The 25,723-nt window shown below is 59.3% G+C and carries 31 protein-coding genes; 19 read left to right on the top strand and 12 right to left on the bottom strand.

Annotation, left to right across the window (positions count from 1 at the left end):
* The first annotated feature begins 149 nt into the window (after positions 1-149).
* From phhA to PFAS1_RS19145, 6 genes are all read left to right on the top strand, one after another.
* Positions 150-935: a phenylalanine 4-monooxygenase gene (gene phhA / locus PFAS1_RS19170; RefSeq protein WP_076030152.1), complete on the top strand. Its 786-nt coding sequence runs from the start codon at positions 150-152 to the stop codon at positions 933-935.
* Positions 936-1,039: 104 nt separating this feature from the next.
* Positions 1,040-1,396: a 4a-hydroxytetrahydrobiopterin dehydratase gene (locus PFAS1_RS19165; RefSeq protein WP_008030478.1), complete on the top strand. Its 357-nt coding sequence runs from the start codon at positions 1,040-1,042 to the stop codon at positions 1,394-1,396.
* Complete coding sequence (locus PFAS1_RS19160) at positions 1,396-2,589, top strand: amino acid aminotransferase (protein ID WP_076030151.1); 1,194 nt, start codon at positions 1,396-1,398, stop codon at positions 2,587-2,589. Before PFAS1_RS19165 ends, PFAS1_RS19160 begins: the two co-directional genes overlap by 1 nt.
* A gap of 282 nt (positions 2,590-2,871) precedes the next feature.
* Positions 2,872-3,003, top strand: a complete 132-nt coding sequence (locus tag PFAS1_RS30170) for a hypothetical protein (protein ID WP_008156098.1) — start codon at positions 2,872-2,874, stop codon at positions 3,001-3,003.
* Positions 3,004-3,078: 75 nt separating this feature from the next.
* Entirely contained in the window at positions 3,079-3,261 is a 183-nt protein-coding gene (locus PFAS1_RS19150) for a hypothetical protein (RefSeq protein WP_076030150.1), read from the top strand.
* A gap of 105 nt (positions 3,262-3,366) precedes the next feature.
* Positions 3,367-4,581 carry an MFS transporter gene (locus tag PFAS1_RS19145; RefSeq protein ID WP_076030149.1) on the top strand — a complete coding sequence of 405 codons (1,215 nt, stop codon included), beginning with the start codon at positions 3,367-3,369 and terminating at the stop codon, positions 4,579-4,581.
* Here PFAS1_RS19145 and arfB read toward each other — a convergent pair.
* Both arfB and PFAS1_RS19135 read right to left on the bottom strand, forming a co-directional pair.
* Positions 4,578-4,991 carry an alternative ribosome rescue aminoacyl-tRNA hydrolase ArfB gene (arfB, locus tag PFAS1_RS19140; protein ID WP_008010994.1) on the bottom strand — a complete coding sequence of 138 codons (414 nt, stop codon included), beginning with the start codon at positions 4,989-4,991 and terminating at the stop codon, positions 4,578-4,580. The genes PFAS1_RS19145 and arfB overlap by 4 nt on opposite strands.
* 221 nt (positions 4,992-5,212) lie before the next feature.
* Positions 5,213-6,634, bottom strand: coding sequence for an amino acid permease (locus PFAS1_RS19135; RefSeq protein ID WP_076030148.1), 1,422 nt, complete (start codon positions 6,632-6,634; stop codon positions 5,213-5,215).
* 929 nt (positions 6,635-7,563) lie between these two features.
* Between PFAS1_RS19135 and PFAS1_RS29760 the strand changes: the two genes are divergently transcribed.
* Both PFAS1_RS29760 and PFAS1_RS19130 read left to right on the top strand, forming a co-directional pair.
* Positions 7,564-7,701, top strand: a complete 138-nt coding sequence (locus PFAS1_RS29760; RefSeq protein ID WP_008156111.1) for a hypothetical protein — start codon at positions 7,564-7,566, stop codon at positions 7,699-7,701.
* 69 nt (positions 7,702-7,770) lie between these two features.
* Complete coding sequence (locus PFAS1_RS19130; protein WP_076030147.1) at positions 7,771-8,736, top strand: M29 family metallopeptidase; 966 nt, start codon at positions 7,771-7,773, stop codon at positions 8,734-8,736.
* A gap of 184 nt (positions 8,737-8,920) precedes the next feature.
* Here PFAS1_RS19130 and rluB read toward each other — a convergent pair whose 3' ends face one another.
* The 6 genes from rluB to PFAS1_RS19100 form a co-directional block, all read right to left on the bottom strand.
* Positions 8,921-10,219: a 23S rRNA pseudouridine(2605) synthase RluB gene (gene rluB / locus PFAS1_RS19125; RefSeq protein WP_074874473.1), complete on the bottom strand. Its 1,299-nt coding sequence runs from the start codon at positions 10,217-10,219 to the stop codon at positions 8,921-8,923.
* A 120-nt stretch (positions 10,220-10,339) separates the two neighbouring features.
* The gene (locus tag PFAS1_RS19120; protein WP_076030146.1) at positions 10,340-10,531 is read right to left on the bottom strand and encodes a DUF1289 domain-containing protein; all 192 of its coding nucleotides are present in this window, start codon (positions 10,529-10,531) and stop codon (positions 10,340-10,342) included.
* A gap of 149 nt (positions 10,532-10,680) precedes the next feature.
* The gene (scpB, locus tag PFAS1_RS19115; RefSeq protein WP_076030145.1) at positions 10,681-11,667 is read right to left on the bottom strand and encodes an SMC-Scp complex subunit ScpB; all 987 of its coding nucleotides are present in this window, start codon (positions 11,665-11,667) and stop codon (positions 10,681-10,683) included.
* 11 nt (positions 11,668-11,678) lie between these two features.
* Positions 11,679-12,500, bottom strand: coding sequence for a segregation and condensation protein A (locus PFAS1_RS19110; RefSeq protein WP_076030144.1), 822 nt, complete (start codon positions 12,498-12,500; stop codon positions 11,679-11,681).
* Positions 12,501-13,130, bottom strand: coding sequence for an L-threonylcarbamoyladenylate synthase (locus tag PFAS1_RS19105; protein WP_102616520.1), 630 nt, complete (start codon positions 13,128-13,130; stop codon positions 12,501-12,503).
* A gap of 13 nt (positions 13,131-13,143) precedes the next feature.
* On the bottom strand, positions 13,144-14,007 hold the full coding sequence (locus PFAS1_RS19100) for a PHP domain-containing protein (RefSeq protein WP_033053481.1): 864 nt from the start codon (positions 14,005-14,007) through the stop codon (positions 13,144-13,146).
* 87 nt (positions 14,008-14,094) lie between these two features.
* Between PFAS1_RS19100 and PFAS1_RS19095 the strand changes: the two genes are divergently transcribed.
* The 6 genes from PFAS1_RS19095 to PFAS1_RS19070 all read left to right on the top strand — a co-directional run bounded on the left by PFAS1_RS19095 (position 14,095) and on the right by PFAS1_RS19070 (position 18,258).
* A complete protein-coding gene (locus tag PFAS1_RS19095; protein WP_076030143.1) occupies positions 14,095-14,691 on the top strand; it encodes a septation protein A in 597 nt (198 codons plus the stop codon).
* Between the two features lies 1 nt (position 14,692).
* Positions 14,693-14,992 (top strand): YciI family protein, encoded by a 300-nt coding sequence (locus PFAS1_RS19090; RefSeq protein ID WP_076030142.1) that lies wholly within the window; start codon positions 14,693-14,695, stop codon positions 14,990-14,992.
* Between the two features lie 109 nt (positions 14,993-15,101).
* On the top strand, positions 15,102-15,515 hold the full coding sequence (locus tag PFAS1_RS19085) for an SH3 domain-containing protein (RefSeq protein ID WP_076030141.1): 414 nt from the start codon (positions 15,102-15,104) through the stop codon (positions 15,513-15,515).
* A gap of 7 nt (positions 15,516-15,522) precedes the next feature.
* The gene (locus tag PFAS1_RS19080) at positions 15,523-16,200 is read left to right on the top strand and encodes a response regulator transcription factor (protein WP_027922300.1); all 678 of its coding nucleotides are present in this window, start codon (positions 15,523-15,525) and stop codon (positions 16,198-16,200) included.
* 219 nt (positions 16,201-16,419) lie between these two features.
* Positions 16,420-16,857: a Spy/CpxP family protein refolding chaperone gene (locus tag PFAS1_RS19075; protein ID WP_076030140.1), complete on the top strand. Its 438-nt coding sequence runs from the start codon at positions 16,420-16,422 to the stop codon at positions 16,855-16,857.
* 66 nt (positions 16,858-16,923) lie between these two features.
* Positions 16,924-18,258 carry a sensor histidine kinase gene (locus PFAS1_RS19070; RefSeq protein WP_076030139.1) on the top strand — a complete coding sequence of 445 codons (1,335 nt, stop codon included), beginning with the start codon at positions 16,924-16,926 and terminating at the stop codon, positions 18,256-18,258.
* Positions 18,259-18,366: 108 nt separating this feature from the next.
* Here PFAS1_RS19070 and PFAS1_RS19065 read toward each other — a convergent pair whose 3' ends face one another.
* Positions 18,367-18,930 carry an NAD(P)H nitroreductase gene (locus tag PFAS1_RS19065; RefSeq protein ID WP_076030138.1) on the bottom strand — a complete coding sequence of 188 codons (564 nt, stop codon included), beginning with the start codon at positions 18,928-18,930 and terminating at the stop codon, positions 18,367-18,369.
* A 122-nt stretch (positions 18,931-19,052) separates the two neighbouring features.
* Between PFAS1_RS19065 and PFAS1_RS19060 the strand changes: the two genes are divergently transcribed.
* Positions 19,053-20,507 (top strand): TrkH family potassium uptake protein, encoded by a 1,455-nt coding sequence (locus PFAS1_RS19060; RefSeq protein ID WP_076030137.1) that lies wholly within the window; start codon positions 19,053-19,055, stop codon positions 20,505-20,507.
* On the opposite strand, the gene PFAS1_RS19055 is transcribed toward PFAS1_RS19060, so the two are convergent.
* Positions 20,464-21,525, bottom strand: coding sequence for an AraC family transcriptional regulator (locus tag PFAS1_RS19055; protein WP_198044919.1), 1,062 nt, complete (start codon positions 21,523-21,525; stop codon positions 20,464-20,466). The genes PFAS1_RS19060 and PFAS1_RS19055 overlap by 44 nt on opposite strands.
* A gap of 161 nt (positions 21,526-21,686) precedes the next feature.
* On the opposite strand from PFAS1_RS19055, the gene PFAS1_RS19050 reads away from it, so the two are divergent.
* Complete coding sequence (locus tag PFAS1_RS19050) at positions 21,687-21,998, top strand: Mpo1-like protein (RefSeq protein WP_076030135.1); 312 nt, start codon at positions 21,687-21,689, stop codon at positions 21,996-21,998.
* A 27-nt stretch (positions 21,999-22,025) separates the two neighbouring features.
* A complete protein-coding gene (locus PFAS1_RS19045; RefSeq protein ID WP_076030134.1) occupies positions 22,026-22,616 on the top strand; it encodes an HD domain-containing protein in 591 nt (196 codons plus the stop codon).
* Positions 22,617-22,751: 135 nt separating this feature from the next.
* Here PFAS1_RS19045 and PFAS1_RS19040 read toward each other — a convergent pair whose 3' ends face one another.
* Complete coding sequence (locus PFAS1_RS19040) at positions 22,752-23,567, bottom strand: UDP-2,3-diacylglucosamine diphosphatase (protein WP_076030133.1); 816 nt, start codon at positions 23,565-23,567, stop codon at positions 22,752-22,754.
* 127 nt (positions 23,568-23,694) lie between these two features.
* On the opposite strand from PFAS1_RS19040, the gene PFAS1_RS19035 reads away from it, so the two are divergent.
* Both PFAS1_RS19035 and PFAS1_RS19030 read left to right on the top strand, forming a co-directional pair.
* Entirely contained in the window at positions 23,695-24,501 is an 807-nt protein-coding gene (locus tag PFAS1_RS19035; RefSeq protein WP_076030132.1) for a helix-turn-helix transcriptional regulator, read from the top strand.
* A 32-nt stretch (positions 24,502-24,533) separates the two neighbouring features.
* Positions 24,534-25,427, top strand: a complete 894-nt coding sequence (locus tag PFAS1_RS19030) for a DMT family transporter (RefSeq protein WP_076030131.1) — start codon at positions 24,534-24,536, stop codon at positions 25,425-25,427.
* On the opposite strand, the gene PFAS1_RS19025 is transcribed toward PFAS1_RS19030, so the two are convergent.
* The gene (locus PFAS1_RS19025; protein WP_076030130.1) at positions 25,421-25,708 is read right to left on the bottom strand and encodes an Rdx family protein; all 288 of its coding nucleotides are present in this window, start codon (positions 25,706-25,708) and stop codon (positions 25,421-25,423) included. The two genes, PFAS1_RS19030 and PFAS1_RS19025, sit on opposite strands and share 7 nt — an antisense overlap.
* Between the last annotated feature and the right edge of the window lie 15 nt (positions 25,709-25,723).

Below are 25,723 nucleotides of genomic sequence, written 5' to 3'. Positions count from 1 at the left end.
TCAGTCGATCCGTAACGATTACTTTACAAAAATCGACGATTTTTCCTACGCACAGCGCGACTCGGGCGCTGCAACACTGCATTTCTGAGGTATTTCTAGGTCCATAGCTGTACACACAACAAGAACGAATCCCCTAGCAGGAGAGCAGCATGAAGCAGACGCAATACGTGGCTCGCGAGCCCGATGCGCAAGGTTTTATCGACTACCCCGCCGAAGAACACGCGGTGTGGAACACGCTGATCACTCGCCAACTGAAAGTGATCGAGGGTCGTGCGTGCCAGGAATACCTGGACGGTATCGAAAAACTCGGTCTGCCCCACGACCGCATTCCGCAACTCGGCGAGATCAACAAGGTCCTCGGTGAAACCACCGGGTGGCAGGTTGCCCGGGTACCCGCACTGATCCCCTTCCAGACCTTTTTCGAATTGCTCGCCAACAAGCAGTTTCCGGTGGCGACGTTTATTCGTACCCGCGAAGAGCTGGATTACCTGCAAGAGCCGGACATTTTCCACGAGATCTTTGGCCACTGCCCGCTGCTGACCAATCCTTGGTTTGCCGAATTCACCCACACCTACGGCAAACTCGGCCTACAGGCTTCCAAGGAAGAACGCGTGTACCTGGCGCGCCTGTACTGGATGACCATCGAGTTCGGCCTGGTCGATACAGCTGAAGGCCTGCGCATCTACGGCGGCGGCATTCTCTCCTCGCCGAAAGAAACCGTTTACTGCCTGTCAGACGAACCTGAGCATCAGGCCTTCGATCCGCTGGAATGCATGCGCACGCCGTATCGCATCGACATCCTGCAACCGCTGTACTTTGTCCTGCCGAACCTCAAGCGTCTGTTCGACCTCGCCCACGAAGACATCATGGGCATGGTCAAGCAAGGCATGCAGTTGGGCTTGCACACACCGAAATTTCCGCCAAAGGCTGCGTGATCCGCAGCTTTTAGAATCAAGTGAGCCTGTCAGGAACCGACGCTTTGGTTTAGCGTGGTGACACTGACGGCCGATTTCCAATAATTCGATTTCAGGAACCCATCATGTCCACATTGAACCAAGCCCATTGCGAAGCCTGCCGCGCCGATGCCCCTCAGGTCAGCGACGAAGAACTGCCGGTACTGATCAAACAGATTCCTGACTGGAACATTGAAGTGCGCGACAGCGTGATGCAGCTGGAAAAAGTTTTCCTGTTCAAGAACTTCAAACACGCACTGGCGTTCACCAACGCCGTCGGTGAAATCTCCGAGGCGGAAGGTCACCACCCAGGCCTGCTGACCGAGTGGGGCAAAGTCACCGTGACCTGGTGGAGCCACTCCATCAAGGGCCTGCATCGCAATGACTTCATCATGGCCGCGCGCACTGACGAAGTGGCGAAGGACGCCGAGGGCCGCAAATAATGCATTTCGACGCCATCGGCCGAGTACCCGGCGACCCGATTCTCGGCCTGATGGAGGCCTATGCGCAGGACCCCAATCCGCGCAAATTCGACCTCGGCGTGGGCGTCTATAAAGATGCCCAAGGCCTGACACCGATTCCCCAGTCCGTGAAACTCGCCGAGCAACGTCTGGTGGATCGCCAGACCACCAAGACCTACATCGGTGGCCACGGTGAATCGGCGTTCGGCAAGGCCATCGTTGAATTGGTGCTGGGCGCCGATTCCCCGCTGATTGCCGAACAACGGACCGGGGCGACGCAAACACCGGGCGGCACCGGCGCGCTGCGCTTGAGTGCCGACTTCATCGCCCAGTGCCTGCCGGGCCGTGGCGTGTGGCTGAGCAACCCGACCTGGCCGATCCACGAAACCATCTTCGCGGCAGCCGGGGTCAAGGTCAGTCATTACCCGTACGTGGGCAGCGATAACCGCCTCGATGTCGAAGCGATGCTCGCCACCCTCAACGAGGCGCCGAAAGGCGATGTGGTGCTGCTGCACGCCTGCTGCCATAACCCGACCGGTTTCGATCTGTCCCATGACGACTGGCGCCGAGTGCTGGACGTGGTGCGCAGTCGCGATCTGGTGCCACTGATCGACTTCGCCTACCAGGGCTTCGGCGATGGCCTGGAACAGGACGCCTGGTCGACCCGGTTGTTCGCTGCCGCGTTGCCGGAAGTGCTGATCACAAGCTCCTGCTCGAAGAACTTCGGCCTGTACCGCGATCGCACCGGTGCGCTGATTGTCTGCGCGAAAACCGCTGACAAGCTGGTGGATATCCGCAGCCAACTGGCCAACATCGCCCGCAACCTGTGGTCGACACCACCGGATCATGGCGCTGCTGTCGTATCGACCATCCTCGGTGATCCAGAGCTGAAAAGCCTCTGGGCCGACGAAGTGGAAGCCATGCGTTTGCGTATCGCCCAATTGCGCAGCGGTTTGGTTGAAGCGCTTGAACCTCATGGTTTGCGCGAGCGCTTTGCGCACATCGGCGTGCAGCGCGGGATGTTTTCCTACACCGGTTTGACGCCGGACCAAGTCAAACAACTGCGGGATCATCACAGCGTTTACATGGTCGGTACCGGCCGGGCCAACGTCGCCGGAATCGATGCGACGCGCCTGGATCTGCTGGCCGAAGCCATCGCCGAAGTCTGCAAGTAATCCCTATCGCACCACTGATCGTTCCCACGCTCCGCGTGGGAATGCCTCGACGGACGCTCCGCGTTCGGCTTTAAAGCGACGCAGAGCGTCCCGGGCTGCATTCCCACGCAGAGCGTGGGAACGATCGTCTGCGCCACTGCCGCAGACCTGTCTAGACAATCCCATCCGTCGCAACAATTGGATATAAAAGTCTATTTGTCATTTCTTCTGCTGTATCCTCCCCAAGCTTTTTAAAAGCGCGGATCTACCAGATCTATCAACAGACTTTGCGAGGAGCGCGATATGCACGAGATCCCTAATCTCCCCTTCCCAAGCCTGCACGAAACTGAGCAGACGCCCACGCAACAAGCCGGGGCTCAACAGCCCGAGCCGAAAGAAGCCACTGAACGCCGCAAGGCCGACAGCGAAGACTGATTCACCTGCAATGCCAGACCGTGTGGAAAGCGCTAACATGCGCTTTCCACACCGCCTGAACCCTTGAGCCCCATCATGACCGACGACTTCTCCGATACCCAAGCCAGCGTCTTGATCGGCACCACCGAGAAGATGATCGAGATCTGGAATCGTCTGTCCCCCGAAAAACGCGCCGCGTTGCTCGCCCGTTTCGGCAGCGAAGAAAACGCCCTGGCCGCCCTGGTCACCACGCATCTGGTCGCACCCGCCAAACCCTGATTCATCCCCGTCCGGCAAATAGTTTTACTTTTTCCACGACCCGCAGCCGCTCGCGCCGCTATCATAAGCAGCCTATCTATCCTGCTTTCCCGTGGATCTTTACCCATGTCTGAAAACCAGCGCCCCCTGGCGGTCACGCTGCAAGTCGTTTCCATCGTCCTGTTCACCTTCATCGGCTATCTGAATATCGGCATTCCCCTGGCGGTGTTGCCAGGCTACGTCCACAGCGATCTGGGCTTCGGTGCCGTGATCGCTGGCCTGGTGATCAGCGTGCAATACCTGGCCACCCTGCTCAGCCGTCCGTATGCCGGGAAAATCATCGACAACAAGGGCAGCAAACTCGCCGTGATGTACGGCCTCGCCGGTTGCGGCTTGAGCGGCGTGTTCATGCTGATTTCGGCCTGGACCCAAAGCCTGCCGACCTTGAGCCTGATCAGCCTGCTGATCGGCCGTCTGGTACTCGGCAGCGCGGAAAGCCTGGTGGGTTCTGGCTCGATTGGCTGGGGCATCGGTCGGGTTGGCGCGGCGAACACCGCCAAAGTCATTTCCTGGAATGGCATCGCCAGTTACGGCGCACTGGCGGTCGGCGCACCGCTGGGCGTGCTGCTGGTCAGTCAATTGGGTTTGTGGAGCATGGGCGTGAGCATCGTGTTGCTGGCCGTCCTCGGCCTGGTGCTGGCCTGGCCGAAGACCGCTGCGCCAATTGTGGTCGGTGAGCGTCTGCCGTTCATGCATGTGCTGGGGCGCGTGCTGCCACATGGTTGCGGTCTGGCGCTGGGTTCCATCGGTTTCGGCACTATCGCGACTTTCATCACGTTGTATTACGCCACGCAGCACTGGGACAACGCGGTGCTGTGCCTGAGTTTGTTCGGTGCCAGTTTCATCGGTGCACGGCTGTTGTTCGGCAACCTGATCAACCGCCTCGGCGGCTTTCGCGTGGCGATTGCCTGCCTGTCGGTGGAAACCCTCGGCTTGCTGCTGCTATGGCTGGCGCCGGACGCTCATTGGGCACTGGCCGGTGCAGCGCTGAGCGGGTTCGGTTTCTCGCTGGTGTTCCCCGCGCTGGGGGTGGAAGCGGTCAACCTGGTGCCGGCCTCGAGCCGTGGCGCGGCAGTCGGGGCTTATTCATTGTTCATCGATTTATCGCTGGGGATCACCGGGCCGGTGGCGGGTGCGATTGCGGCAGGTTTTGGCTTCGCCTCGATCTTCCTGTTCGCTGCACTCGCTGCGTTGAGCGGTCTGGCACTGAGTGTCTACTTGTACCGGCAGGCGCCGAAGCATCTCGATGAAAAGTACCGGGAAGAACGCCAAGCCCGCTAAAAATCGACCTTGCCACGCCCGGCCTTGATGCTTCCGCGCTTGGTCTTGGATTCGAGCCGACGCTTCTTCGAACCGAGGGTCGGTTTGGTCGGGCGACGTTTTTTCTCGACCTTGGTGGCACTGAGAATCAACTCGGTCAGCCGTTCCAGCGCGTCCGCGCGATTGGCTTCTTGCGTGCGATATTGCTGGGCCTTGATGATCAACACCCCTTCGCTGGTGATGCGACTGTCACGCAACGCCAGCAGCCGTTCCTTGTAGAACTCGGGCAAGGACGAGGCCGGAATGTCGAAGCGCAGGTGCACGGCACTGGAAACCTTGTTGACGTTCTGCCCACCGGCGCCCTGGGCGCGGATGGCGGTCAATTCGATCTCGGCATCCGGCAGATGCACGTTGTTGGATATCACCAGCATGGAAAAGCGTCCGGGTTCAGGGCGCTCAGGATACCGCGAATAAACTGAAAGAATGCGGTCCCTGTAGGAGCGAGCCTGCTCGCGATAGCGGTGTGTCAGGCAACTAAGATGTTGACTGACACACCGCTATCGCGAGCAGGCTCACTCCTACAAGGGATTTGTGTAAAACCCGAAAACAACAAACCCGGCACATGGCCGGGTTTGTTGTGTCTGCGCTTACATTATTTCGCTACGGAACCCGCAGCCTGGAGTGCGTGCCGGGCGCTGCGCTTGTTCTTGATGCCGTAGCAAATCCACATGAACGCAACCCATACCGGAATCGCATACACAGAGATCTGGATGCCGGGAATCAGCAGCATCACACCAAGGATGAACACCACGAATGCCAGGCAAACATAGTTGCCGTATGGGTACCACAGGGCCTTGAACAGCGGCGTCTGTTTGGTCTTGTTCATGTGCTGGCGGAACTTGAAGTGCGAGAAGCTGATCATCGCCCAGTTGATCACCAGGGTGGCAACCACCAGCGACATCAACAGTTCCAGCGCATTTTGCGGGATCAGGTAGTTCAGCAAAACGGCAATCAATGTCACCGCCGCCGAAGCAAGGATCGAACGCACTGGCACGCCGCGCTTGTCGATCTTCGACAAGGCTTTCGGCGCGTCGCCCTGCTCGGCCATGCCTAGCAGCATGCGGCTGTTGCAGTAAGTGCCGCTGTTGTACACCGACAGCGCCGCGGTCAGGACCACGAAGTTGAGGATGTGCGCAGCGGTGTCGCTGCCGAGCATCGAGAACACCTGCACGAACGGGCTGCCGCTATAGGAATCGCCCGACGCATTCAGGGTCGTCAACAGGCTGTCCCATGGCGTCAAGGAAAGCAGGATAACCAACGCGCCGATGTAGAAAATCAGGATCCGGTAGATCACCTGGTTGATGGCTTTCGGGATCACGGTTTTCGGCTTGTCAGCTTCCGCTGCAGTGAAACCGAGCATTTCCAGGCCGCCGAAGGAGAACATGATGATCGCCATGGCCATCACCAAACCGCTGACGCCATTCGGGAAGAAACCGCCGTGGACCCACAGGTTGGTCACCGAGGCTTGGGGGCCGCCGTCGCCGCTGACCAGCAGATAGCTGCCGAGTGCAATCATGCCGACGATGGCCACGACCTTGATGATCGCGAACCAGAACTCCGCCTCACCAAAGACTTTGACGTTGGCCAGGTTGATCAGGTTGATCAAGACGAAGAAACCGGCTGCCGAGACCCAGGTCGGGATATGTGGCGCCCAGTAGTGAATGTACTTGCCGACCGCGGTCAGCTCCGACATGCCCACCAGAATGTACAGAATCCAGCAGTTCCAGCCCGACAGGAAGCCGGCGAAACCGCCCCAGTATTTATGGGCGAAGTGGCTGAAGGAACCGGCGACTGGCTCTTCGACGATCATTTCGCCAAGCTGGCGCATGATCATGAAAGCAATGAAGCCGCAGATGGCGTAGCCGAGGATCATCGACGGGCCGGCGGATTTCAGTACACCGGCCGAGCCAAGGAACAGCCCGGTACCGATCGCGCCACCGAGGGCGATCAGTTGAATGTGGCGATTTTTCAGGCCGCGTTTCAGCTCGCCTGAATGCGAGTTTTGTCCACTCATGAAAAGGGTCTCACGCAAGGTTTGATGATGTTCGTTAGACGTTGCTGCTCGGGTGCGATCTCAAGCAGCGCCGATCAAACCCCAGCGAAGGCAAAAGGAGTTCAGCGTTTTTACAACGGTCATGCGTCACCTGTTTGTTTTTATCTGTGACGAAATCGAACCCGACACGCTTGTGGCGCAACGGAGTGAACAAGGCGGATAGCCTTGAGGTTTGCGCAGATGCGCAGGAGGTCACAGTTAAAACGCGGCGCATTGTACACCTGTAACCCCCTGCTACCAGACACTGCTGGATCAGCGTGTCATTTGCCGGGATTGCCTGTGTCCGCCACGAGGTTCTCGGGCGGCTGCAAAAATTGAGTCAGACCTTTGCGGGTCATCGATGGGAACGATGGAAAAACCGCTCCACGGGGGAGATGGAGATAAGTCACGGCGTACATTGCGCCTCCTTCTTGTTATGCACCTGCACGACAGGCATGGGGCGCATCTCACCCTTCAACCGCGCCTGAAACAAGCGGGCCAGAGCCCTGCGCACGGCCTGAATGGCTGCTTGGCGGAAGGTTTTCCTTACATCCCTTGCGCAAGCGTCAAACCAAGGGCTTTGAGGCTTGATTTCGTCAGTATTTCTTTACAAGCCGTAACGTAAATTTGCCGAATCAGATCTGACTGTATGTTGACTGCAAATTGACGGTAGGACGTTTCCGTAGGGAAAGGTCGAGTTAGTTTTTTGTTTTTTATTAACAAATTGCCCGATAAAAAACAGAATAAAAAGTTCAAACAAATCTTATTTGATTATTTTTTTGCAATTTAAAAACCTGTGAACTAGGTTTTCAGCGACTTGCCGAGACGCATCGATCAGCAAGTTGGCGGGTTGTTCAATGACTGAAAACGCGCCGCTGCACTTACCGAAAAAGTCATCTAGGAGATTCGCAATGCAAGCACTTGAAAAAGACTTGGAAACTGAACTGCAACTGGACGATTGGTTTGAAGCACCGACCCATGACGCCGCCGTTGAAATGATGCAAGCCGATGCGGTTGTTCCGTTCGGCACGGCGATGTGGCCTCTGTAAGACATCCCGGCAGGCACGATCCGGCCGGTTGTGCCTGCCACTTTTTCTCGGTTTGTCAGGGAGGACTACATGGATAAGCAACGCGCCATTTCGCATTTCCTTTACTACCTCGAACATCACCCTGCCCTTGTCGGCATCACTCCGGCGAAGGTATTGATCGGCCACACAGCTGATTACCATGCACTGACGAGCGCCATCGCCGAACAGGCCGGTGCCAGCCCTCGCTTCAGTTTCAGCGCAATGCGACTGGACCTGGAACCCACGGAATTGCTGGCCCAGACGATTGCCGACAGTGATCTGTACATTTTCTTCTACGACTCTTCCACACTGCCCAATCCACGCCCGGACGGCCCGGATTTTGTCCGCGCGCTGCAAGGCGTCATGGCCGAGAACTGGAAGAAGTCGCTGCTGTTCAAGGATTACGGCGATTACTTCTACGACACGTTCAGTGTCACCCCGCAGCGCATTGCCGGGTTGAACAGCCACTTGATCCAGCGCATGTCCCATGCCACCACGTTAAGTTTCAAGGATGATCACGGTTCGTGGTTTGAAACACCGTTGAGCAGCATCAAGAAGTGGACCGACATCAACGGTGTCGGCAACTTCGATTTGGCACCTGGTGAGATTGCTACGCACAGCGAAGCCATTAATGGCAGGGTCAAGTTCATGGGGACTTTTCTCAGCACTATCCCGTTTGCCCGCAAATACGGGGTGCTGGAGTCACCGCTGGAGTTGTGGATCGAGAACTCGACCATCAGCAAAATCGCCACCGAGGTGCCGGGGCTGGAACATGACTTCAACAAGTACCTGGAGGCCAATCCATCCAATCGACGAATTGAGGAGTTGGGGATCGGCACCAATGAAGGCGTTAAGGCGTTGTATGCGCGCAATGCCGGATTCGAGGAGCGCCATTGCGGGCTGCACCTGGGATTGGGCGGTGGCGCGAAGGGTAGCCATCATCTGGACCTGATTTTCTCCAGCGGCGTGTTGGCGCTGGATGATGAGCCGGTGTTTGATGGGCGGTTTGTGTTCTGACTGATCGACTGATCGTTCCCACGCTCCGCGTGGGAATGCATCAATGGACGCTCTGCGTCCGCTCTTGAGATGTGACGCAGAGCGTCACGGGCTGCATTCCCACGCGGAGCGTGGGAACGATCAGAAAAACAGACAAAAAAAACGCCAACCCGAAGGTTGGCGTTTTTCATGGGGCGCTTAACGATTACTCAGGCTTGCGACGACCGAAGCCCGGACGCTGGCCCGAACCGGCTGGCGCGCCACGGCGCTTGCCCGATGGCGCGTCCTTGTCGACCAGAACGATGCCTGGACGCTTCTTCGCCGGAGCCTTGGCCGGGCGCTTGGTGTCGGAAGGACGGTCTGCCACAGGCGTACCGCGACCCGACTCACCACGAGACTCGCCACGACCGGCCGGAGCACCGCGATCGCTACGACCACCGCTTGGCGCACCGCGGCCTTCGCCGCGCTCGGTGCGACCATTGGCCGGACGTGGCGTGCGTGGACCGCGCTCGCCGTCAGCACGAGGTGCAGCTGGCTTGCGGGCTGGGCGCTCGCCTTCGATATGCGGTTCGCGAGTATCACGCGGCGTAGCAGCAGTCTGGTTACCGATGGCTGGACGCAACGAACGCACGCGCTCGGTCTTGCCCATCGGACGCGACGATTTACGCTGCATGCGATCGAGCTTGTCTTTGCTCTTGGCGTTCATCTGCGGCATGGCCACCGGGGTCAAGCCGACTTCAGCACTCAGAATATCGACTTCGTACTGGCTCATTTCGCGCCAGCGGCCCATCGGCAGGTCGGAGTTGAGGAACACCGGACCGAAACGCACACGCTTCAGACGGCTGACCACCAGGCCCTGGGATTCCCACAGACGACGGACTTCGCGGTTGCGACCTTCCATCACCACGCAGTGGTACCAGTGGTTGAAACCTTCGCCACCTGGCGCCTGCTTGATGTCGGTGAACTTGGCCGGGCCGTCTTCGAGGACGACGCCTGCTTTCAGACGCTCAATCATCTCGTCATCGACTTCACCACGGACACGCACCGCGTATTCACGGTCCATTTCGTAGGAAGGGTGCATCAGGCGGTTGGCCAGCTCACCGTCGGTGGTGAACATCAGCAGGCCGGTAGTGTTGATGTCCAGACGACCGATGTTGATCCAGCGACCTTCTTTTGGTTTCGGCATCTTGTCGAAAACGGTCGGACGACCTTCCGGATCAAGGCGGGTGCAGATTTCGCCGTCCGGCTTGTTGTACATGATCACGCGGCGTACCGACTCGGCGGCTTCTTCGCGCTTGATCACCTTGCCATCAATGGTGATGGCGTCGTGCATGTCGACGCGCTGCCCGAGGGTGGCGTCTTTGCCATTGACCTTGATGCGGCCGTGGCTGATCCAGGCTTCCACGTCACGGCGCGAGCCGACGCCGATACGGGCGAGGACTTTCTGCAGTTTTTCGCCTGCTGGGCCGATTTCCTGGTCGTCTTTCTGGTCTTTGATACTCATCTGGGCACCTCCCGGTGTGGTCTGTAAAACGGGGTACTTGGCGAAGGGATCGCCGAAGGGTCGCGAATCATACGCTCATGGGAGCGTTCGCGCATCAGAGACTAGCTGATCAATGGCGACTTACCTGTTTTTCCGCCGACCGGTGGCGCCGAGCTTGATTAGCCGCAGCGACGCTTCGGCCAGCACCGTGCGCTTGTCGACTTTGTCGAGTTTCTTCCACGCCTTGATCTCGCGCTTGCTGCGGCCACAGCCGATGCAGATGTCGTCGGTGAATTTACAGACGCTGATGCACGGGTCTTTGGTTGAGCTCATCGAAAACTCCAGGCAACACCACAAAACCATTGTGGGAGCGGGCTTGCTCGCGAAGAGGGAGTGTCAGTCGACATAATTGTTACCTGACCCACCGCCTTCGCGAGCAAGCCCGCTCCCACAGAGAATCTCCACTGTTCTCAGGATCGGGATCAGTCGTCGAATTCGCGGCGTTCGGCCTCGATCGCTTCGGCAAGGGCCCGGGCTTCGGCTTCTTCGTCGGTCAATTCGGGCTCGGGCTTGTGTTGTTCAAGGGCGGCGACAGCGGCCAAGAGTTTTTCACGAGCTTCGGCAACGCCAAGCACATCATCTTCCTGCTCTTCTTCCCGCTCTTCTTCGACTGTGGCTTCGGGCTCGACCTGAAGTTCAACTTCGCTCACAGGCTCGGGCAGGTCCAGAATCTCTTCGGTCCCGCTCACCTCGCCATCGCGCAACAGATCGTCGAAGTCAGTCTTGAGCCCTTCCTCCATGGTGTCGAGCTCCAGCAACAGCGTATGGAAACTGGTTTCCTCCTTCGGCTCTTCCGGCTCGGCGCTGGCGTCGGCCAACTCTTGCAGTGCGGCAGGCACCGGCGCGTCGTCGAAATCGAGCACCGGATCAGGCTCAAGCTCGCGCAATTCGGCCAGCGGCGGCAAATCGTCGAGGTTTTTCAGGTTGAAGTGATCGAGAAAGGCCTTGGTGGTGGCAAACATCGCTGGTTTACCTGGCACGTCGCGGTAGCCGACGATGCGAATCCACTCGCGCTCCAGCAAGGTTTTCACGATGTGACTGTTGACCGCCACACCCCGCACGTCTTCGATCTCGCCCCGGGTGATCGGCTGGCGATAGGCGATCAGCGCAATGGTTTCGAGCATGGCGCGGGAATAGCGCTGCGGCCGCTCTTCCCACAAACGTCCTACCCACGGCGAGAACTTTTCGCGGATCTGCAAGCGATACCCGGAGGCCACTTCCTTCAGCTCGAAGGCGCGGCCGTCGCAGGACTTGGCGAGAATCGTCAGGGCTTTCTTGAAGACCGCCGGGTCCGGCCGCTCGCCCTCTTCAAAGAGTTCGAACAGGCGTTCAAGCGATTGCGGTTTTCCCGAGGCCAACAGAAAGGCTTCAAGCAATGGCGCCAGCTCGCGGGGGTCAGTCAGGTTCATGATTCAACTCGTTATTCGGCTCGGGCCCGCACGTGGATCGCTGCGAACGGCTCATTCTGTACCAGCTCGACCAAGGATTCCTTGACCAGTTCGAGGATCGCCATAAAGGTTACCACCACCCCCAGACGTCCTTCCTCAGCGGTGAACAGCTCGGCAAAGGGCACGAAACCGCCGCCCTTGAGGCGCTCCAGCACATCGCTCATGCGTTCGCGGGTGGACAGTGCCTCGCGGCTGACCTGGTGACTTTCGAACATGTCGCCACGGCGCAACACTTCTGCCATGGACAACAACAGCTCTGAAAGACGCACGTCCGGCAACAGCTTGCGTGCCCGGGCTTCCGGGGCGTCGAGCTTGGGGACGATCACGTCACGACCCACACGGCTCAGGCCATCGATGCCTTCGGCTGCGGCCTTGAAGCGTTCGTACTCTTGCAAGCGGCGAATCAGTTCGGCACGCGGGTCATCTTCTTCGGCTTCGATCGTTTCGGCACGCGGCAGCAGCATCCGCGATTTGATCTCGGCCAGCATTGCGGCCATGACCAGGTACTCGGCGGCCAGTTCCAGGCGCACCGACTGCATCAACTCGACATAGCCCATGTACTGCCGGGTAATTTCCGCCACAGGAATGTCGAGGATGTTGATGTTCTGTTTGCGGATCAGGTACAGCAGCAGGTCGAGGGGGCCTTCGAAGGCTTCGAGAAAGACCTCAAGCGCATCCGGCGGAATGTACAGGTCCAGCGGCATTTCCATGACCGCCTGGCCATAGACCATCGCGAAGGGCAGCTCTTGCTGGGCTCCGGCCTGACTGTCAACCACGGGTTCTACTGCAGACATCTACGCCTCGGCCATGAACGGCGTCGGGTCGCCGCAACCCACACGGATCACTTCCGGCTCGCCGTCGGCGAGGTTGATCACGGTGGACGCCTTGATCCCGCCGAAACCGCCGTCGATGATCAGGTCGACCTGATGCTCGAGCAACTGGCGCATTTCGTAAGGATCGGTCATCGGGTCGGTGTCGCCGGGCATGATCAGGGTCACGCTCATCAGCGGTTCGCCGAGTTCTTCCAGCAGCGCCAGGGCAATCGGATGGCTCGGTACGCGCAGGCCGATGGTGCGTTTTTTCGGGTGCAACAACAGCCGCGGAACTTCGCGGGTGGCGTTGAGAATGAAGGTATACGGACCCGGCAAGTGGGCCTTGAGCAAGCGAAAAAGACCGGTATCGATCTTGGCGAACAGCCCCAGTTGCGACAGATCGCTGCAAATCAGGGCGAAGTTGTGCTTGTCATCCAGACCACGCAACCGACGCACGCGCTCCACGGCATTCTTGTCACCGATCTGGCAACCAATGGCGTAGGAGGAGTCTGTGGGATAAATCACCACCCCGCCTTTGCGGATGATCTCGACAGCCTGTTTGATCAGGCGCGCTTGCGGGTTTTCCGGATGAATCTGGAAAAATTGACTCACATTCTCTACCTGTTCAGACGGCGGCAATAATTGGGTCATGTTTGAATCGACACCACAGTGGTGGCAAATCTTCCGGAAGCGGGCGGTACTCACCGATCTCGGACCAGCCTCCAGGGCCATGAAAATCACTGCCGGCGCTGACCAGCAGACCGAACTCACGGGCGAGAATCGCCAGGCTGCCCACTTGCTCGGCGGGCTGATGGCCATTGACCACTTCGATAGCGTGGCCCCCAGCTTGAATATAGTCAGAAATCAGCCGGCGACGCTTGCTGCGAGTGAAATCGTAGTGCCACGGATGCGCAAGGCTGACCCAGGCCTTGGCGGCACGCAGGGTTTCGACCGTGTCTTCCAGGGTCGGCCAGTGTTGCTTGACGTCCCCCAGCTTGCCGGCGCCCAGCCATTTGCGGAACGCTTCGGCGCGATCCTTGACGAAACCTTCACGCACCATCCAGTCGGCGAAATGCGGGCGGGCCGGCGCGTTGCCGCTGTCGCCCAGTTCCTGCTGGATGGCCCGGGCACCTTCCAGCGCACCCGGCATGCCTTTCAACGCCAACTTGCGGCTTATTTCTTCGGACCGTAGCCAGCGGCCATCGTGCAATTTTGCGATGGCTTCGACCAACGGCACAGCGTTGACGTCGAAACCATAGCCCAGCACGTGAATGGTCGCGCCGCCCCAGGTGCAGGACAACTCGACGCCGTTGACCAGTTGCATCCCCAGCGCGGTCGCCGCACTGCGAGCCTCGTCGAGGCCCTCGAGGGTGTCGTGATCGGTCAAGGCCAGGACTCGCACGCCTTTCTCAAACGCACGCGCAACCAGTACTGCAGGCGCGAGAGCGCCATCGGAGGCCGTGCTATGGCAGTGCAAATCAACATTCACAGGACTTTTTTACCTCAAATCAGCTGACGCTATCGCGCGCCCATATGTTTGTTATTATGCCGCCACATCCTGCTTCTGGCTGCCACTGTGAAACAATTCGTCGATTTCATCCCGCTTCTGCTGTTCTTCATCGTCTTTAAACTCGATCCCCGGGTCGTCGACATCGCTGGTCACGAGGTCACTGTAGGCGGTATCTACAGCGCCACTGCCATGCTGATCCTCAGCTCCCTGGTGGTTTACGGCACGCTGTTCATCAAGCAGCGCAAGCTGGAGAAGAGCCAGTGGCTGACCCTCATCGCCTGCCTGGTCTTCGGTAGCCTGACCCTGGCGTTCCACAGCGAAACCTTCCTGAAATGGAAAGCGCCGGTCGTGAACTGGCTGTTCGCCCTGGCGTTCATCGGCAGCCACTTCATCGGCGAGCAATTGCTGATCAAACGCATCATGGGCCACGCGCTGACCCTGCCGGAGCCGGTCTGGACTCGCCTGAACATCGCCTGGATCGGCTTTTTCCTGTTTTGCGGTGCCGCCAACCTGTTCGTCGCGTTCACGTTCCAGGAATACTGGGTCGACTTCAAAGTCTTCGGCAGCCTGGGCATGACGTTGCTGTTCCTGGTCGCGCAGGGTATCTACCTGTCCCGCCACCTGCATGACGCCGATACCACTACGCCAAAAACCGAGGACTGACATGCTTTACGCAATCATTGCCACAGACGTCGCCAACTCCCTGGAAGCCCGCCTGGCCGCACGGCCTGCACACCTTGAGCGCCTGCAAACGCTCAAAGGTGAAGGTCGCATCGTTTTGGCCGGTCCACACCCGGCAGTCGACAGCAATGATCCGGGCGCCGCGGGTTTCACCGGCAGCCTGATCGTCGCCGAGTTCGACTCCCTGAGCGCCGCACAGGCCTGGGCCGACGCTGATCCGTATATCGCCGCAGGTGTCTACGCCAACGTTTCGGTCAAGCCGTTCAAGCAAGTCCTGCCGTAATTTCTCCCCGCACGATGAACCTTATCGGTTCATCGCGCTCTCAACGCTCATTATTCTCGTTTGCCGGCCGACAACCTGCCCAATACTCGTATTGGAATCAGGAGTGGCGATGCGCAAAGGTCCGTTGTGTCTGATGTTGGTGACGTTGTCGATTGTGGCCCCTGCCCACGGTGAAGAAAGCGCCGAGGGCGGCAGCTCGACACCGCTGTCCCTGAGCGCCGGCAGCCAGATCACCGAGTTGCAACAGCGCTTGAAGGTAAGCGAACAGCAACGAGAAGAACTGAGCAAACAGCTGCAAAATACCGATGCCGAACGCGAAAGCGCCCAGCTGAGCCGGTTGCGCCAAGAGAATCAGCGTCTCAAGCTGCAACTCAAGGAAGCCCAGGCCAGCAGCTCGCTGCCGCGTCTATTGACCGATCAGCAACAGTGGTTCGTCATCGGCGCCGGGGTAGCGCTATTGGCGCTGCTCTGCGGTATCTTCGCCAGTGGTGCCACCAGAAAACGTAGGCAATGGCTAAATTGAGTGAGTCATGAGCGAGCTGTTATTAATTGATGATGACCAGGAGCTGTGTGAGCTCCTGAGCAGTTGGCTGAGCCAGGAAGGCTTTCAGGTCCGCGCCTGCCACGATGGTCAGAGCGCCCGTCGCGCACTGGCCGAAACATCGCCGGCAGCCGTGGTGCTGGATGTGATGCTGCCGGATGGCAGCGGCCTGGAGCTGCTCAAGCAATTGCGCAGCGATCACCCGGACTTGCCGGTGCTGATGCTTTCGGCTCGCGGCGAGCCGCTGGACCGCATCCTCGGCCTGGAACTCGGCGCCGACGATTACCTGGCCAAACCATGCGACCCACGGGAACTGACCGCCCGACTGCGCGCCGTGTTGCGCCGCAGTCATCCGGCAGCGGTGTCCAGTCAGCTCGAACTGGGCGACCTGTGTTTCAGTCCGGTGCGCGGCGTGGTCAGCATCGATGAACAGGAGTTCACCCTCACCGTCTCCGAAAGCCGCTTGCTCGAAGCCCTGCTCAAGCAACCCGGCGAGCCGCTGGACAAACAGGAACTGGCGCAAATCGCCCTCGGCCGCAAACTGACGTTGTACGACCGCAGCCTGGACATGCACGTCAGCAACCTGCGCAAAAAGATCGGCCCGCACCCCGACGGCCGCCCACGCATCGTGGCCCTGCGCAGCCGCGGCTATTACTACAGCCTCTAATCCCGAACATATCCCCAGTAGGAGCACGGCTTGCCGGCGATGACTATCTCAAGGACGCAATCGCCAGCAAGCCGTGCTCCTACGATGGCTGTAAGTTTTGTCAGGTCGGCGAGAATTCGTCTTTACCTAAGCTTTACGCTCCGCTGACCGCCGCTGACCTTGATCTGCGTAATCTGTACTCATCCGGAACGTACCGGGAACGAGACAAGGAGATTCACCATGCGCAAGACTCTTATCGCTCTGATGTTCGCTGCCGCCCTGCCGACCGTTGCCATGGCCATGCCTGAAGGTGCCGGCCCGATGGACGGCTCACACCATGGCGGTCAGATGCACGGCATGCACGGCAAAGGCCCGTACAGCCAGCTGGACCTGAGCCGCGAACAGCGCGAGCAGATCCGCAAAATCATGGGCGAGCAGATGCGTGAACGTAAGCAAGTGGTCGACAAATACCTGGAAAAACTCTCGCCAGCCGATCAGAAAGCCCTGAAAGACGAGATGGCGGCCAACCACAAGAAAGCCGAAGCCGACGTGCGTGCCTTGCTGAAACCGGATCAACAGAAGCAATTCGACGAGATCCAGAAAAAACAGGCTGAACGTCGCGCCGAATGGGCCGAGTTCAAGGCCTGGAAAGCGCAACAGCCGCAAAAGGCGCAGTAATGTTCTAGCGTCATATCACAGCCCGACGGTTAATCGCCGTTGGGCTTTCTTTGCTGAGGAGTTTCTGTGCGCTCATTGTTCTGGCGTATTCTGGCCAGCTTCTGGTTGGCCATCGCTCTGGTTGCAGGGCTATCCATTCTGCTGGGGCACATGCTCAACCAGGACGCGTGGATTCTCAGCCGCCATCCAGGCCTCAATACTTTGGCCGAACAGTGGACGCAAACCTACGAATCACAGGGTGAAGACGCGGCCCAGGACATTCTGGAACAGCGCAAGCGCCAGTATCACATCGACGTTCAAGTGCTCAATGAGAGCGGCGATCCGCTGGTGCGCGGTACCTTTCCACGCCGGGCGGCCGCCTTCGAAGCGCGCCAGAACAACGACGACCGCCGCCTGCCATGGCGCCGGCTGACCGATGAGTACACCAGCGCAAAAACCGGCGACACTTACCTGCTGATCTACCGTATTCCGCACCCCGAACTTGACGCGTGGCACCGCGAAAGCCTGCTCTGGCCGCTGAGTGCACTGGGTATCGCGCTGGTGGTCCTGACCTTGTTCAGCCTGTTCGTGACAATGTCCATTACTCGCCCACTCAATCGCTTGCGCGGCGCGGTGCATGACCTGGGGCAAACCACTTACCAACAAAACAGCCTGGTGAAACTGGCCAACCGGCGCGATGAATTCGGCGTGCTGGCCAACGACTTCAACCGCATGGGCGCGCGCCTGCAAAGTCTGATCGGCAGCCAGCGGCAGTTGCTGCGGGATGTGTCCCACGAGCTGCGTTCGCCGCTTGCCCGGCTGCGCATCGCGCTGGCACTGGCCGAGCGAGCCAACCCTGAAGAACGGCAAAAACTCTGGCCGCGCCTCACTCGAGAGTGCGACCGACTGGAAGCGCTGATCAGCGAAATCCTGGTTCTGGCGCGGGTCGATGCCGACAACGCCAGCGCTGAAGAGATTGATCTCAATGCGCTGATCAACACGTTGCAAAAGGATGCTCAATTGGGTTCGCCGGAGCAGAACGTGCACCTTGAGGCCGAGTCGAATCTGAACCTTAAAGGCTGGCCGACGATGATCGAGCGCGCCGTCGACAACCTGCTGCGTAATGCTCAACGGTTTAACCCGGTGGGGCAATCGATTGAAATGCAGGCGGTGCGCCAGGGTGAGCGGATTGTGGTCAGTGTGCGCGATCATGGCCCGGGTGTAGAGGCTGCGCATTTGAGCCAATTGGGCGAGCCGTTCTACCGGGCACCGGGGCAGACGGCGGCCGGCCATGGCTTGGGATTGGCGATTGCGCGCCGTGCGGCGGAACGGCATGGCGGGAGTCTGGTGCTGGCTAATCATCCCGATGGCGGGTTCATCGCCAGCCTCGAATTACCGTTAGTGCCGGGAGTCGCCACTTAGATGATCGTTCCCACGCTCCGCGTGGGAATGCAGCCCGGGACGCTCTGCGTCCCATTGGAACGCGGAGCATCCCTTGAGGCATTCCCACGCAGAGCGTGGGAACGATCCTTACGCGGCTGGCCAGGCGCTGACGAATTCGGCCAGGTCGACTTTCTCCGCCACGCGCGGTTCCTTCTGCGGCGTGCCGAGGTAAAGGAACGCGATCACTTCTTCCCCTTCAGCCAGGCCCAAGCCCTTGGCCACATGTTCCGAATACGCCAGTTCGCCCGTGCGCCATACCGCGCCAATCCCTTGCGCATAAGCCGCCAGCAAAATCCCGTGAGCGGCACAACCCGCCGCCAGCCGTTGTTCGGACTTCGGATATTTGACGTGATCCTGCAACCGCGCGATCACCACCACCACCAGTGGCGCACGCAGTGGACCATTACGCGCCTTATCCAGTACCGCCTCGGACACTTCACCGTCCTGCAGCTTCGCCGCCTCGGCCAGCAACTCGCCCATTTGCTCGCGCGCCGCGCCTTCGACGGTCAGGAAACGCCAAGGCTGCAAGTGGCCATGGTCTGGTGCTCGCATTGCGGCGCCAAACAGCACTTCCCGCTGTTCTGCGGTGGGCGCCGGTTCTATCAGTCGTGGAACGGAAACACGGTTGAGCAAAGCGTCGAGAGCCTGCATCGGCCACCTCCTGAAAAAAATGTTTGGCTATTCTAGCTGCAACTGCGCAGGCGGCGCCGGTTTACATGGCAGGCGCCACAGGTAGAATGGCGCCCTTCCCTATTTCAGCCCGAGCGGACTTCATGTCGTTGCCGACCTTACGTCTCATTGGTTTCATCATCGGCATCTTCCTGATCACCCTGGCCATCGCCATGGTCGTGCCCATGGGCACGCTGGTGGTGTTCGACCGCACCGGCGACCTGCCGTCGTTCCTCTGGGCGAGCATGATTACCTTTCTCGCGGGCCTCACGCTGGTCATCCCCGGTCGCCCGGAACATGTACACCTGCGTCCGCGAGACATGTACCTGCTGACGGTCAGCAGCTGGCTGGTGGTGTGCATCTTCGCCGCGCTGCCGTTCCTGCTGACACAGCACATCAGCTATACCGACTCGTTCTTCGAAAGCATGTCCGGGATTACCGCCACCGGGGCGACAGTGCTCACGGGCCTGGACAACATGTCTCCCGGCATACTGATGTGGCGCTCGTTGCTGCACTGGATCGGCGGCATCGGCTTTATCGGCATGGCGGTAGCGATTCTGCCATTGCTGCGCATCGGCGGCATGCGGCTGTTTCAGACCGAGTCGTCAGACCGTTCCGAAAAAGTCATGCCCCGTTCGCACATGGTGGCGCGTTTGATCGTTGCGGCCTACGTCGGCATCACCATTTTCGGCAGCCTGGCGTTCTGGTGGGCCGGGATGAGTCCGTTCGATGCGATCAACCACGCGATGTCAGCGATTTCCACCGGTGGTTTCTCGACCTCCGACCAGTCTTTGGCCAAGTGGCCGGAGCCTGCAGTGCATTGGGTCGCGATCGTCATCATGATTCTTGGTGCCCTGCCGTTCACCCTGTATGTAGCGACCTTGCGCGGTAACCGCAAAGCACTGATCAAGGATGAGCAGGTTCAAGGCTTGCTCGGCATGTTGCTGGTGACCTGGCTGGTGCTCGGCACCTGGTATTGGTGGACCACCCAGTTGCATTGGCTGGAGGCATTACGGCATGTGGCGCTGAACGTGACCTCGGTGGTCACGACCACAGGATTTGCGCTGGGGGACTACAGCCTCTGGGGCAATTTCTCGCTGATGCTGTTCTTCTATCTGGGCTTTATCGGCGGATGCTCGGGCTCGACCGCTGGCGGGATCAAGATTTTCCGCTTCCAGGTTGCGTACATTCTGCTCAAGGCCAACCTTAACCAGTTGATTCACCCGCGCGCGGTGATCAAGCAGAAGTACAACGGTCACCGTCTCGATGAAGAGATCGTGCGCTCGATTCTGACCTTTTCGTTCTTCTTCGCCATCACCATCTGCGTGATCGCGCTGCTGTTGTCGCTGCTCGGCGTGGACTGGATGACCGCCCTCACCGGCGCGGCCGCCACAGTGTCCGGCGTCGGTCCGGGACTGGGTGAGACCATTGGCCCGGCGGGCAACTTCGCCACACTGCCGGACGCCGCCAAGTGGATTCTCTCGTTCGGCATGCTACTGGGCCGACTAGAGATCATTACGGTGTTTGTTCTGTGTATTCCGGCGTTCTGGCGTCACTGACAGGCGCAAGCGCGCCCATCAACCGCGTCCGGTACTCGCCGGGTGTGGTGTCGAACCAGCGCCGGAAGGCGCGGAAGAAATTGCTCGGATCGGCGAACCCCAACAGGTAGGCAATTTCCAGCAGGGTCATGGTCGGCTGCGCCAGGTATTGCTCAGCCAGTTCACGCCGGGTGTCGTCCAGCAACGTCTGAAAACTCGTGCCCTCTTCCTGCAAGCGTCGCTGCAAGGTGCGTTGCGACAGGTGCAGCGTCTGCGCCACGGTATCGCGCTTGGGCTCGCCCTGGGGCAGCAAACGGCACAGCACCTGCCGCGCCTTATGGGTCACGCGACTCTCGGAAAACCGCGCCAGGTATTCACCGGCAAACCGGTCATGCAGCAGCGCCATCGCCTCATTGGCGGTAGGCAGCGGTGCCTCCATGTCAGCGCGCTCGAAGATCAAGGCGTCATACGGTGCGTTGAACACCAAAGGCGCATGAAAGGCTTGTTTATAGGGCTCGATATCGACGGGTTCATCACCTTGCAGCAGCACCTTGCGCGGTTGCAGGGTGCGTCCGGTCAACCAGCCGCACAGCGCCAGGGCACAAGCCAGTGACGCTTCGGCACTCTGCCGGGTCGGCGGCAGATGGTCGCCGTGGACCGTCAGAATCAGCGCGTAGCCTTCTTCCAGCAATCGGAAACTCAGGTCGGCACTTTCCGCAATGATCCGCTGATAACGCACCAGCCGTTGAAAGCCTTCGGCCAGGGTCTGGCTGGACATCAAGGCGTAGCCCGCCACATGGAAGGAGGCCGGTCGCACCACCTTGCCCATGTTCAGGCCAATCGCCGGGTTGCCGGACAGCTCAACTGCGCGTTGCCACAGTCGTGTCATGGAATCTTGCGGGAAGCGCGCGTCCGGATCATCCAGCGCCGCGTAGTCGAGCCCCAGCTGTTTGAACAGCACCCGGCAATCCAGACCGTCCATCTCCAGTGCTTTGACAATCCCCATCGCCCAGCTTGCAGAAGTCGTTCGTTCGCTCATGTCGTCCACTTACATGATGAGCCGCATGCTACGGCCAATTTCCGAAGGATACTAAAGTGGCGCCTATTGTCACTGGCTGATGCCAATGATCACTCTAGACTCAAATAAGCTACCCGCAGAACATCTTGCATGTCAGTTCGATCACCACAGAGATCGCAGTCGTGGAAAACATCAAGCGTTTCAATAGCTTCGCTGAGTTCTACCCGTATTACCTCAGCGAACACAGCAACAGCACTTGCCGACGAATGCACTTTATCGGCACGACGCTGGTAATTTTCATCCTGGCCCTGGCCATCGGCAGTGGCGCCTGGCTGCTGTTATGGGCCCTTCCGCTGGCGGGTTACAGCTTCGCCTGGGCCGGGCATTTCTTTTTCGAGAAGAACCGTCCCGCGACCTTTCAACATCCGTTTTACAGCCTGCTCGGTGATTTCGTCATGTACCGGGACATGATTCTGGGTCGCGTGCCGTTCTAGGGCCAACGAACCACAGGAGGACAGCCGATGAATGCCAATGCCCGCTTCACCCACATGCAGGACGGCACGCAGGAAGACTGGGCGATCATCGCCGCAGATTTCAGTGCCTATGCGAGGCAATTGCCGACACGGATTGTGGCGCACCTGAAATTACTGGCAGGTGATTTCGGCGGCTTCCCGGTGGATCGTCTGACCCATTCCCTGCAAACCGCCAGCCGTGCCTGGCGTGATGGCCGCGATGAAGAATACGTGGTCTGCGCGCTGCTTCACGACATCGGCGACACCTTGGGTTCCTACAACCACCCGGACATCGCTGCGGCAATCCTCAAGCCGTTCGTCAGCGCCGAGAACCTGTGGATGGTCGAGAAGCACGGCATTTTCCAGGGGTATTACTTCTTCCATCATCTAGGGATGGATCGGCATCTGCGCGAGCAATTCAGCGGGCATCCGCAGTATCAGGCGACCATTGAGTTTTGCGCCAAATACGACGCAGCGGCGTTTGATCCAGCGTATGACACGCTGCCGCTGAGCTTCTTTGAACCGATGATGGAGCGGTTGTTTGCGCAGCCCAAGCACTCGATTTACAAGGCGGCGATGGAAGAACATTCGCCAGCCTGATAAATCCTGGGGACTGCTGCGCAGTCCATTCGCGAGCAAGCCCGCTCCCACATTGGATTTGTGTCGTACACACATCCCCTGTGGGAGCGGGCTTGCTCGCGAAGAGGCCTATCCATACACCACATCTCTAATGATTTAAGCTGGCTCCGCGATTTTGATGGCCTTGAACTCGGCCTCCCGCGCCTGCGCATCCGCCAATCGATACAACTCGATCGAGCCATCCCAATGCTCGATCAGCGCGGTGCAAGACTCCACCCAATCCCCGCAATTGAGGTAATCGACCGCGCCGACTTTGCGTATCTCGGCATGGTGGATGTGCCCGCACACCACACCATGCAACTCGCGCTTGACGCACTCGTGAGCGATGGCTTCTTCGAAATCGCTGATGAAGCTGACCGCGGTTTTGACCTTGTGCTTGAGATACGCCGACAGCGACCAGTAACCGTAGCCATAGCGTGCGCGCCAATGGTTGAGCCAGCGGTTGAGAGTCAGGGTGAATTCGTAGGCCGAGTCGCCGAGAAAGGCCAGCCAGCGGTGATACCTCGTGATCACATCAAACTGGTCGCCATGAATGACCAGAAGATGTCGACCATCGGCGGTCACGTGCACGGCTTCATCCACCAGTTGGATATTGCCCAGAATCAGCTTCGAATAGCGGCGCAGGAATTCGTCGTGGTTGCCGGTGACGTAGATTACTTCGGTGCCGCGCTTGCTCATGGTCAGCAAGCGGCGGATCACATTCGTGTGCGCCTGAGGCCAGTACATGCCGCCGCGCAGCTTCCAGCCATCGATGATGTCGCCGACCAGGTAGATCTTGTCCGCGTGGTAGCCCTTGAGGAACTGCGACAGGTGTTCGGCCTGGCAATCCCGGGTGCCCAGATGCACATCGGAAATCCACAAGGTCCGCACACGTTGCTTACGACTGGGTTTGGCGAGCTCGGCGCTGGTCATGGGCAACCCTCTGGATAGTTTTTGCAAGCTTGCGCCGCACGGGTTAACTGCCTATGACAGTGGCGAGTCAGTCCTGTGACAGCACCCGGCCGGTGTAGACTGGCCGCACTTCACCAGGAGACCTGCGATGAGACCGATCCTCACGCTTCGCCAATACACCCACGACCTGATCGTCCACAGTCACGACCACGCGCAACTGGTGTTCGGGCTGTCGGGTGCGCTGGATTTCGAGGTCGACGGGCGTGGCAGTCAGGTGATTCAACAGAGTTTCGTGGTGGTGCCGTCCGGTTTCCATCACGCCTGCGGTAGTGCCAATGGCAGCCGTTGCCTGGTGCTGGATGTGCCCAATGACCAATGGGTTGTTCAGTCCCTGGGTGATCACGCCGAGGCCAGCCGTCGTTTGCTCGACCACGCCGGCCGTCTGCCGCTGGATGCAGGGCAAAGCCAATTGGTCAGTTGGTTGGCGGGCAGTCAGGTCAACGATCCACTGATCGCGCAACAAGGCGCGGTGTTGTTGCTGGCCAGCCTCAACAACGCCAGACCCGAGATCATCGGCGGTCGGCGCCTGCCTTATGCGGCGCTGAACGCGCACATCGATCAGTACGCAGCCTACCCACTTCAAGTCGCCGACCTGGCGCGTATCGCCGGTCTGTCCAGCGCTCGGCTGCATGCGCGGTTCGTTACGGAATGCGGGCAGACACCGATGGATTACATCCGCAGTCGACGTTTGCACATGGCCGTGGGCTTGTTGCGGGATTCGGCGCTGCCGATCGGCGAGATTGCCAGTCGGGTCGGTTACAGTTCCCAGAGCGCCTTCGCGGCGGCGGTGTTGCGGGAGTTTGGGGCATCGCCTGGAAAAATGCGGCGCGAGGTTGGCGACAAAGGACGCGAGTCTGGCGACAGACACAACGGGACGTTGCGCGGTTCAATGTAGGGCCTGGTTTTATACGTTTTTCAAGGATTGCAATGACTCCCCGTACCGCCCTCGGCGCTTTGCATATTGGCGCATTGATGTTCGGCCTCACCGGTGTCTTCGGCAAACTGGCTGCCGCCTCTCCCGCCGTCATCGTTTTCGGGCGTGCCGCGTTCGCTGTGCTGGCATTAGCCGTTTTTGCACGATTCGCCAGTGCGACTCGCTGGCAGAAACTCGAGGCAGTGGACTGGCGCCGACTGTTGCTCAGCGGCTTACTGCTGGCCGGGCATTGGGTAAGTTTTTTCATTGCGGTAAAAGTCGCAGGCGTGGCGATCGCGACCCTGGGGTTCGCCAGCTTCCCGGCGTTTACCGTAATCCTTGAAGGACTGATCTTCCGCGAGCGAATTCGCGCCAACGAAATCCTGCTGGTGGTGCTGGTCAGTATCGGGCTGGTATTGGTCACCCCTGATTTCGATCTGGCCAGCGGCGCCACAATGGGTCTGCTGTGGGCGGTGGGCTCAGGTTTGCTGTTCTCACTGCTATCGCTGACCAACCGCGCCAGCGCCGGGCGAATCCCGGCGGTGCAGGCTGCGTTGTGTCAGAACGTGGTGGTCGCGTTGTGCCTGTTGCCGTTGGCGGCACCGCAGTTAAGCGAAGTGCGCACCATCGACTGGTTGTGGATCGGTTTGCTCGGGGTGTTCTGCACCGGCGTCGCTCACAGTCTTTTCGTCGCCAGTCTGGCAGTGATCAAGGCGCGGACCGCTGCCGTGGTTTTCGCCCTGGAGCCGGTTTACGGCATCACCATGGCCTGGCTGCTGTTTGATGAAAATCCGACGCTGCGCATGTTGATCGGTGGCGCATTGATCATCGTGGCGATCGTGGTCTCCAGCCGCCTCTCGGGCGCGTCAAGCAAGAAGACTGTTGCGGCAGAAGTCGCTTCTCACTGAGTGCGGTCGTTGTGTCCCAGGTCGCGGTCCGGATCAATTTGATCGCGGACCCGCTGCTTCAGCACTTTGGCTTCCGGGAAACCGCCGTCAACCTTGCGCTCCCAGATCTGCACATCGTCGCAGAAAATGTGAAACACCCCACCGGTGCCGGGCACCAGCGACACTTTGCCGAGGTCGTCGCCAAACGTGCTGAGCAGTTCCTGGGCCAGCCAGGCAGCACGCAACAGCCACTGGCATTGCGTGCAATAGGTGATAATGATTTCCGGTTTGCGTGCAGTCATGATCGGCGAAACTCC

This window comes from Pseudomonas frederiksbergensis (assembly GCF_001952935.1).
Classification (GTDB): Bacteria; Pseudomonadota; Gammaproteobacteria; order Pseudomonadales; family Pseudomonadaceae; genus Aquipseudomonas; species Aquipseudomonas frederiksbergensis.
Note: the sequence above shows the minus strand (reverse complement) of the source record. Positions and strands in the feature narration are given on the sequence as shown.

What these genes read in the sequence shown, in the direction of transcription:
- phhA (WP_076030152.1), top strand. Translation starts at nt 150, where the DNA reads ATGAAGCAGACGCAATACGTGGCTCGCGAGCCCGATGCGCAAGGTTTT.
- PFAS1_RS19165 (WP_008030478.1), top strand. Translation starts at nt 1,040, where the DNA reads ATGTCCACATTGAACCAAGCCCATTGCGAAGCCTGCCGCGCCGATGCC.
- PFAS1_RS19160 (WP_076030151.1), top strand. Translation starts at nt 1,396, where the DNA reads ATGCATTTCGACGCCATCGGCCGAGTACCCGGCGACCCGATTCTCGGC.
- PFAS1_RS30170 (WP_008156098.1), top strand. Translation starts at nt 2,872, where the DNA reads ATGCACGAGATCCCTAATCTCCCCTTCCCAAGCCTGCACGAAACTGAG.
- PFAS1_RS19150 (WP_076030150.1), top strand. Translation starts at nt 3,079, where the DNA reads ATGACCGACGACTTCTCCGATACCCAAGCCAGCGTCTTGATCGGCACC.
- PFAS1_RS19145 (WP_076030149.1), top strand. Translation starts at nt 3,367, where the DNA reads ATGTCTGAAAACCAGCGCCCCCTGGCGGTCACGCTGCAAGTCGTTTCC.
- arfB (WP_008010994.1), bottom strand. Translation starts at nt 4,991, where the DNA reads ATGCTGGTGATATCCAACAACGTGCATCTGCCGGATGCCGAGATCGAA.
- PFAS1_RS19135 (WP_076030148.1), bottom strand. Translation starts at nt 6,634, where the DNA reads ATGAGTGGACAAAACTCGCATTCAGGCGAGCTGAAACGCGGCCTGAAA.
- PFAS1_RS29760 (WP_008156111.1), top strand. Translation starts at nt 7,564, where the DNA reads ATGCAAGCACTTGAAAAAGACTTGGAAACTGAACTGCAACTGGACGAT.
- PFAS1_RS19130 (WP_076030147.1), top strand. Translation starts at nt 7,771, where the DNA reads ATGGATAAGCAACGCGCCATTTCGCATTTCCTTTACTACCTCGAACAT.
- rluB (WP_074874473.1), bottom strand. Translation starts at nt 10,219, where the DNA reads ATGAGTATCAAAGACCAGAAAGACGACCAGGAAATCGGCCCAGCAGGC.
- PFAS1_RS19120 (WP_076030146.1), bottom strand. Translation starts at nt 10,531, where the DNA reads ATGAGCTCAACCAAAGACCCGTGCATCAGCGTCTGTAAATTCACCGAC.
- scpB (WP_076030145.1), bottom strand. Translation starts at nt 11,667, where the DNA reads ATGAACCTGACTGACCCCCGCGAGCTGGCGCCATTGCTTGAAGCCTTT.
- PFAS1_RS19110 (WP_076030144.1), bottom strand. Translation starts at nt 12,500, where the DNA reads ATGTCTGCAGTAGAACCCGTGGTTGACAGTCAGGCCGGAGCCCAGCAA.
- PFAS1_RS19090 (WP_076030142.1), top strand. Translation starts at nt 14,693, where the DNA reads ATGCTTTACGCAATCATTGCCACAGACGTCGCCAACTCCCTGGAAGCC.
- PFAS1_RS19085 (WP_076030141.1), top strand. Translation starts at nt 15,102, where the DNA reads ATGCGCAAAGGTCCGTTGTGTCTGATGTTGGTGACGTTGTCGATTGTG.
- PFAS1_RS19080 (WP_027922300.1), top strand. Translation starts at nt 15,523, where the DNA reads ATGAGCGAGCTGTTATTAATTGATGATGACCAGGAGCTGTGTGAGCTC.
- PFAS1_RS19075 (WP_076030140.1), top strand. Translation starts at nt 16,420, where the DNA reads ATGCGCAAGACTCTTATCGCTCTGATGTTCGCTGCCGCCCTGCCGACC.
- PFAS1_RS19065 (WP_076030138.1), bottom strand. Translation starts at nt 18,930, where the DNA reads ATGCAGGCTCTCGACGCTTTGCTCAACCGTGTTTCCGTTCCACGACTG.
- PFAS1_RS19060 (WP_076030137.1), top strand. Translation starts at nt 19,053, where the DNA reads ATGTCGTTGCCGACCTTACGTCTCATTGGTTTCATCATCGGCATCTTC.
- PFAS1_RS19055 (WP_198044919.1), bottom strand. Translation starts at nt 21,525, where the DNA reads ATGAGCGAACGAACGACTTCTGCAAGCTGGGCGATGGGGATTGTCAAA.
- PFAS1_RS19045 (WP_076030134.1), top strand. Translation starts at nt 22,026, where the DNA reads ATGAATGCCAATGCCCGCTTCACCCACATGCAGGACGGCACGCAGGAA.
- PFAS1_RS19040 (WP_076030133.1), bottom strand. Translation starts at nt 23,567, where the DNA reads ATGACCAGCGCCGAGCTCGCCAAACCCAGTCGTAAGCAACGTGTGCGG.
- PFAS1_RS19035 (WP_076030132.1), top strand. Translation starts at nt 23,695, where the DNA reads ATGAGACCGATCCTCACGCTTCGCCAATACACCCACGACCTGATCGTC.
- PFAS1_RS19030 (WP_076030131.1), top strand. Translation starts at nt 24,534, where the DNA reads ATGACTCCCCGTACCGCCCTCGGCGCTTTGCATATTGGCGCATTGATG.
- PFAS1_RS19025 (WP_076030130.1), bottom strand. Translation starts at nt 25,708, where the DNA reads ATGACTGCACGCAAACCGGAAATCATTATCACCTATTGCACGCAATGC.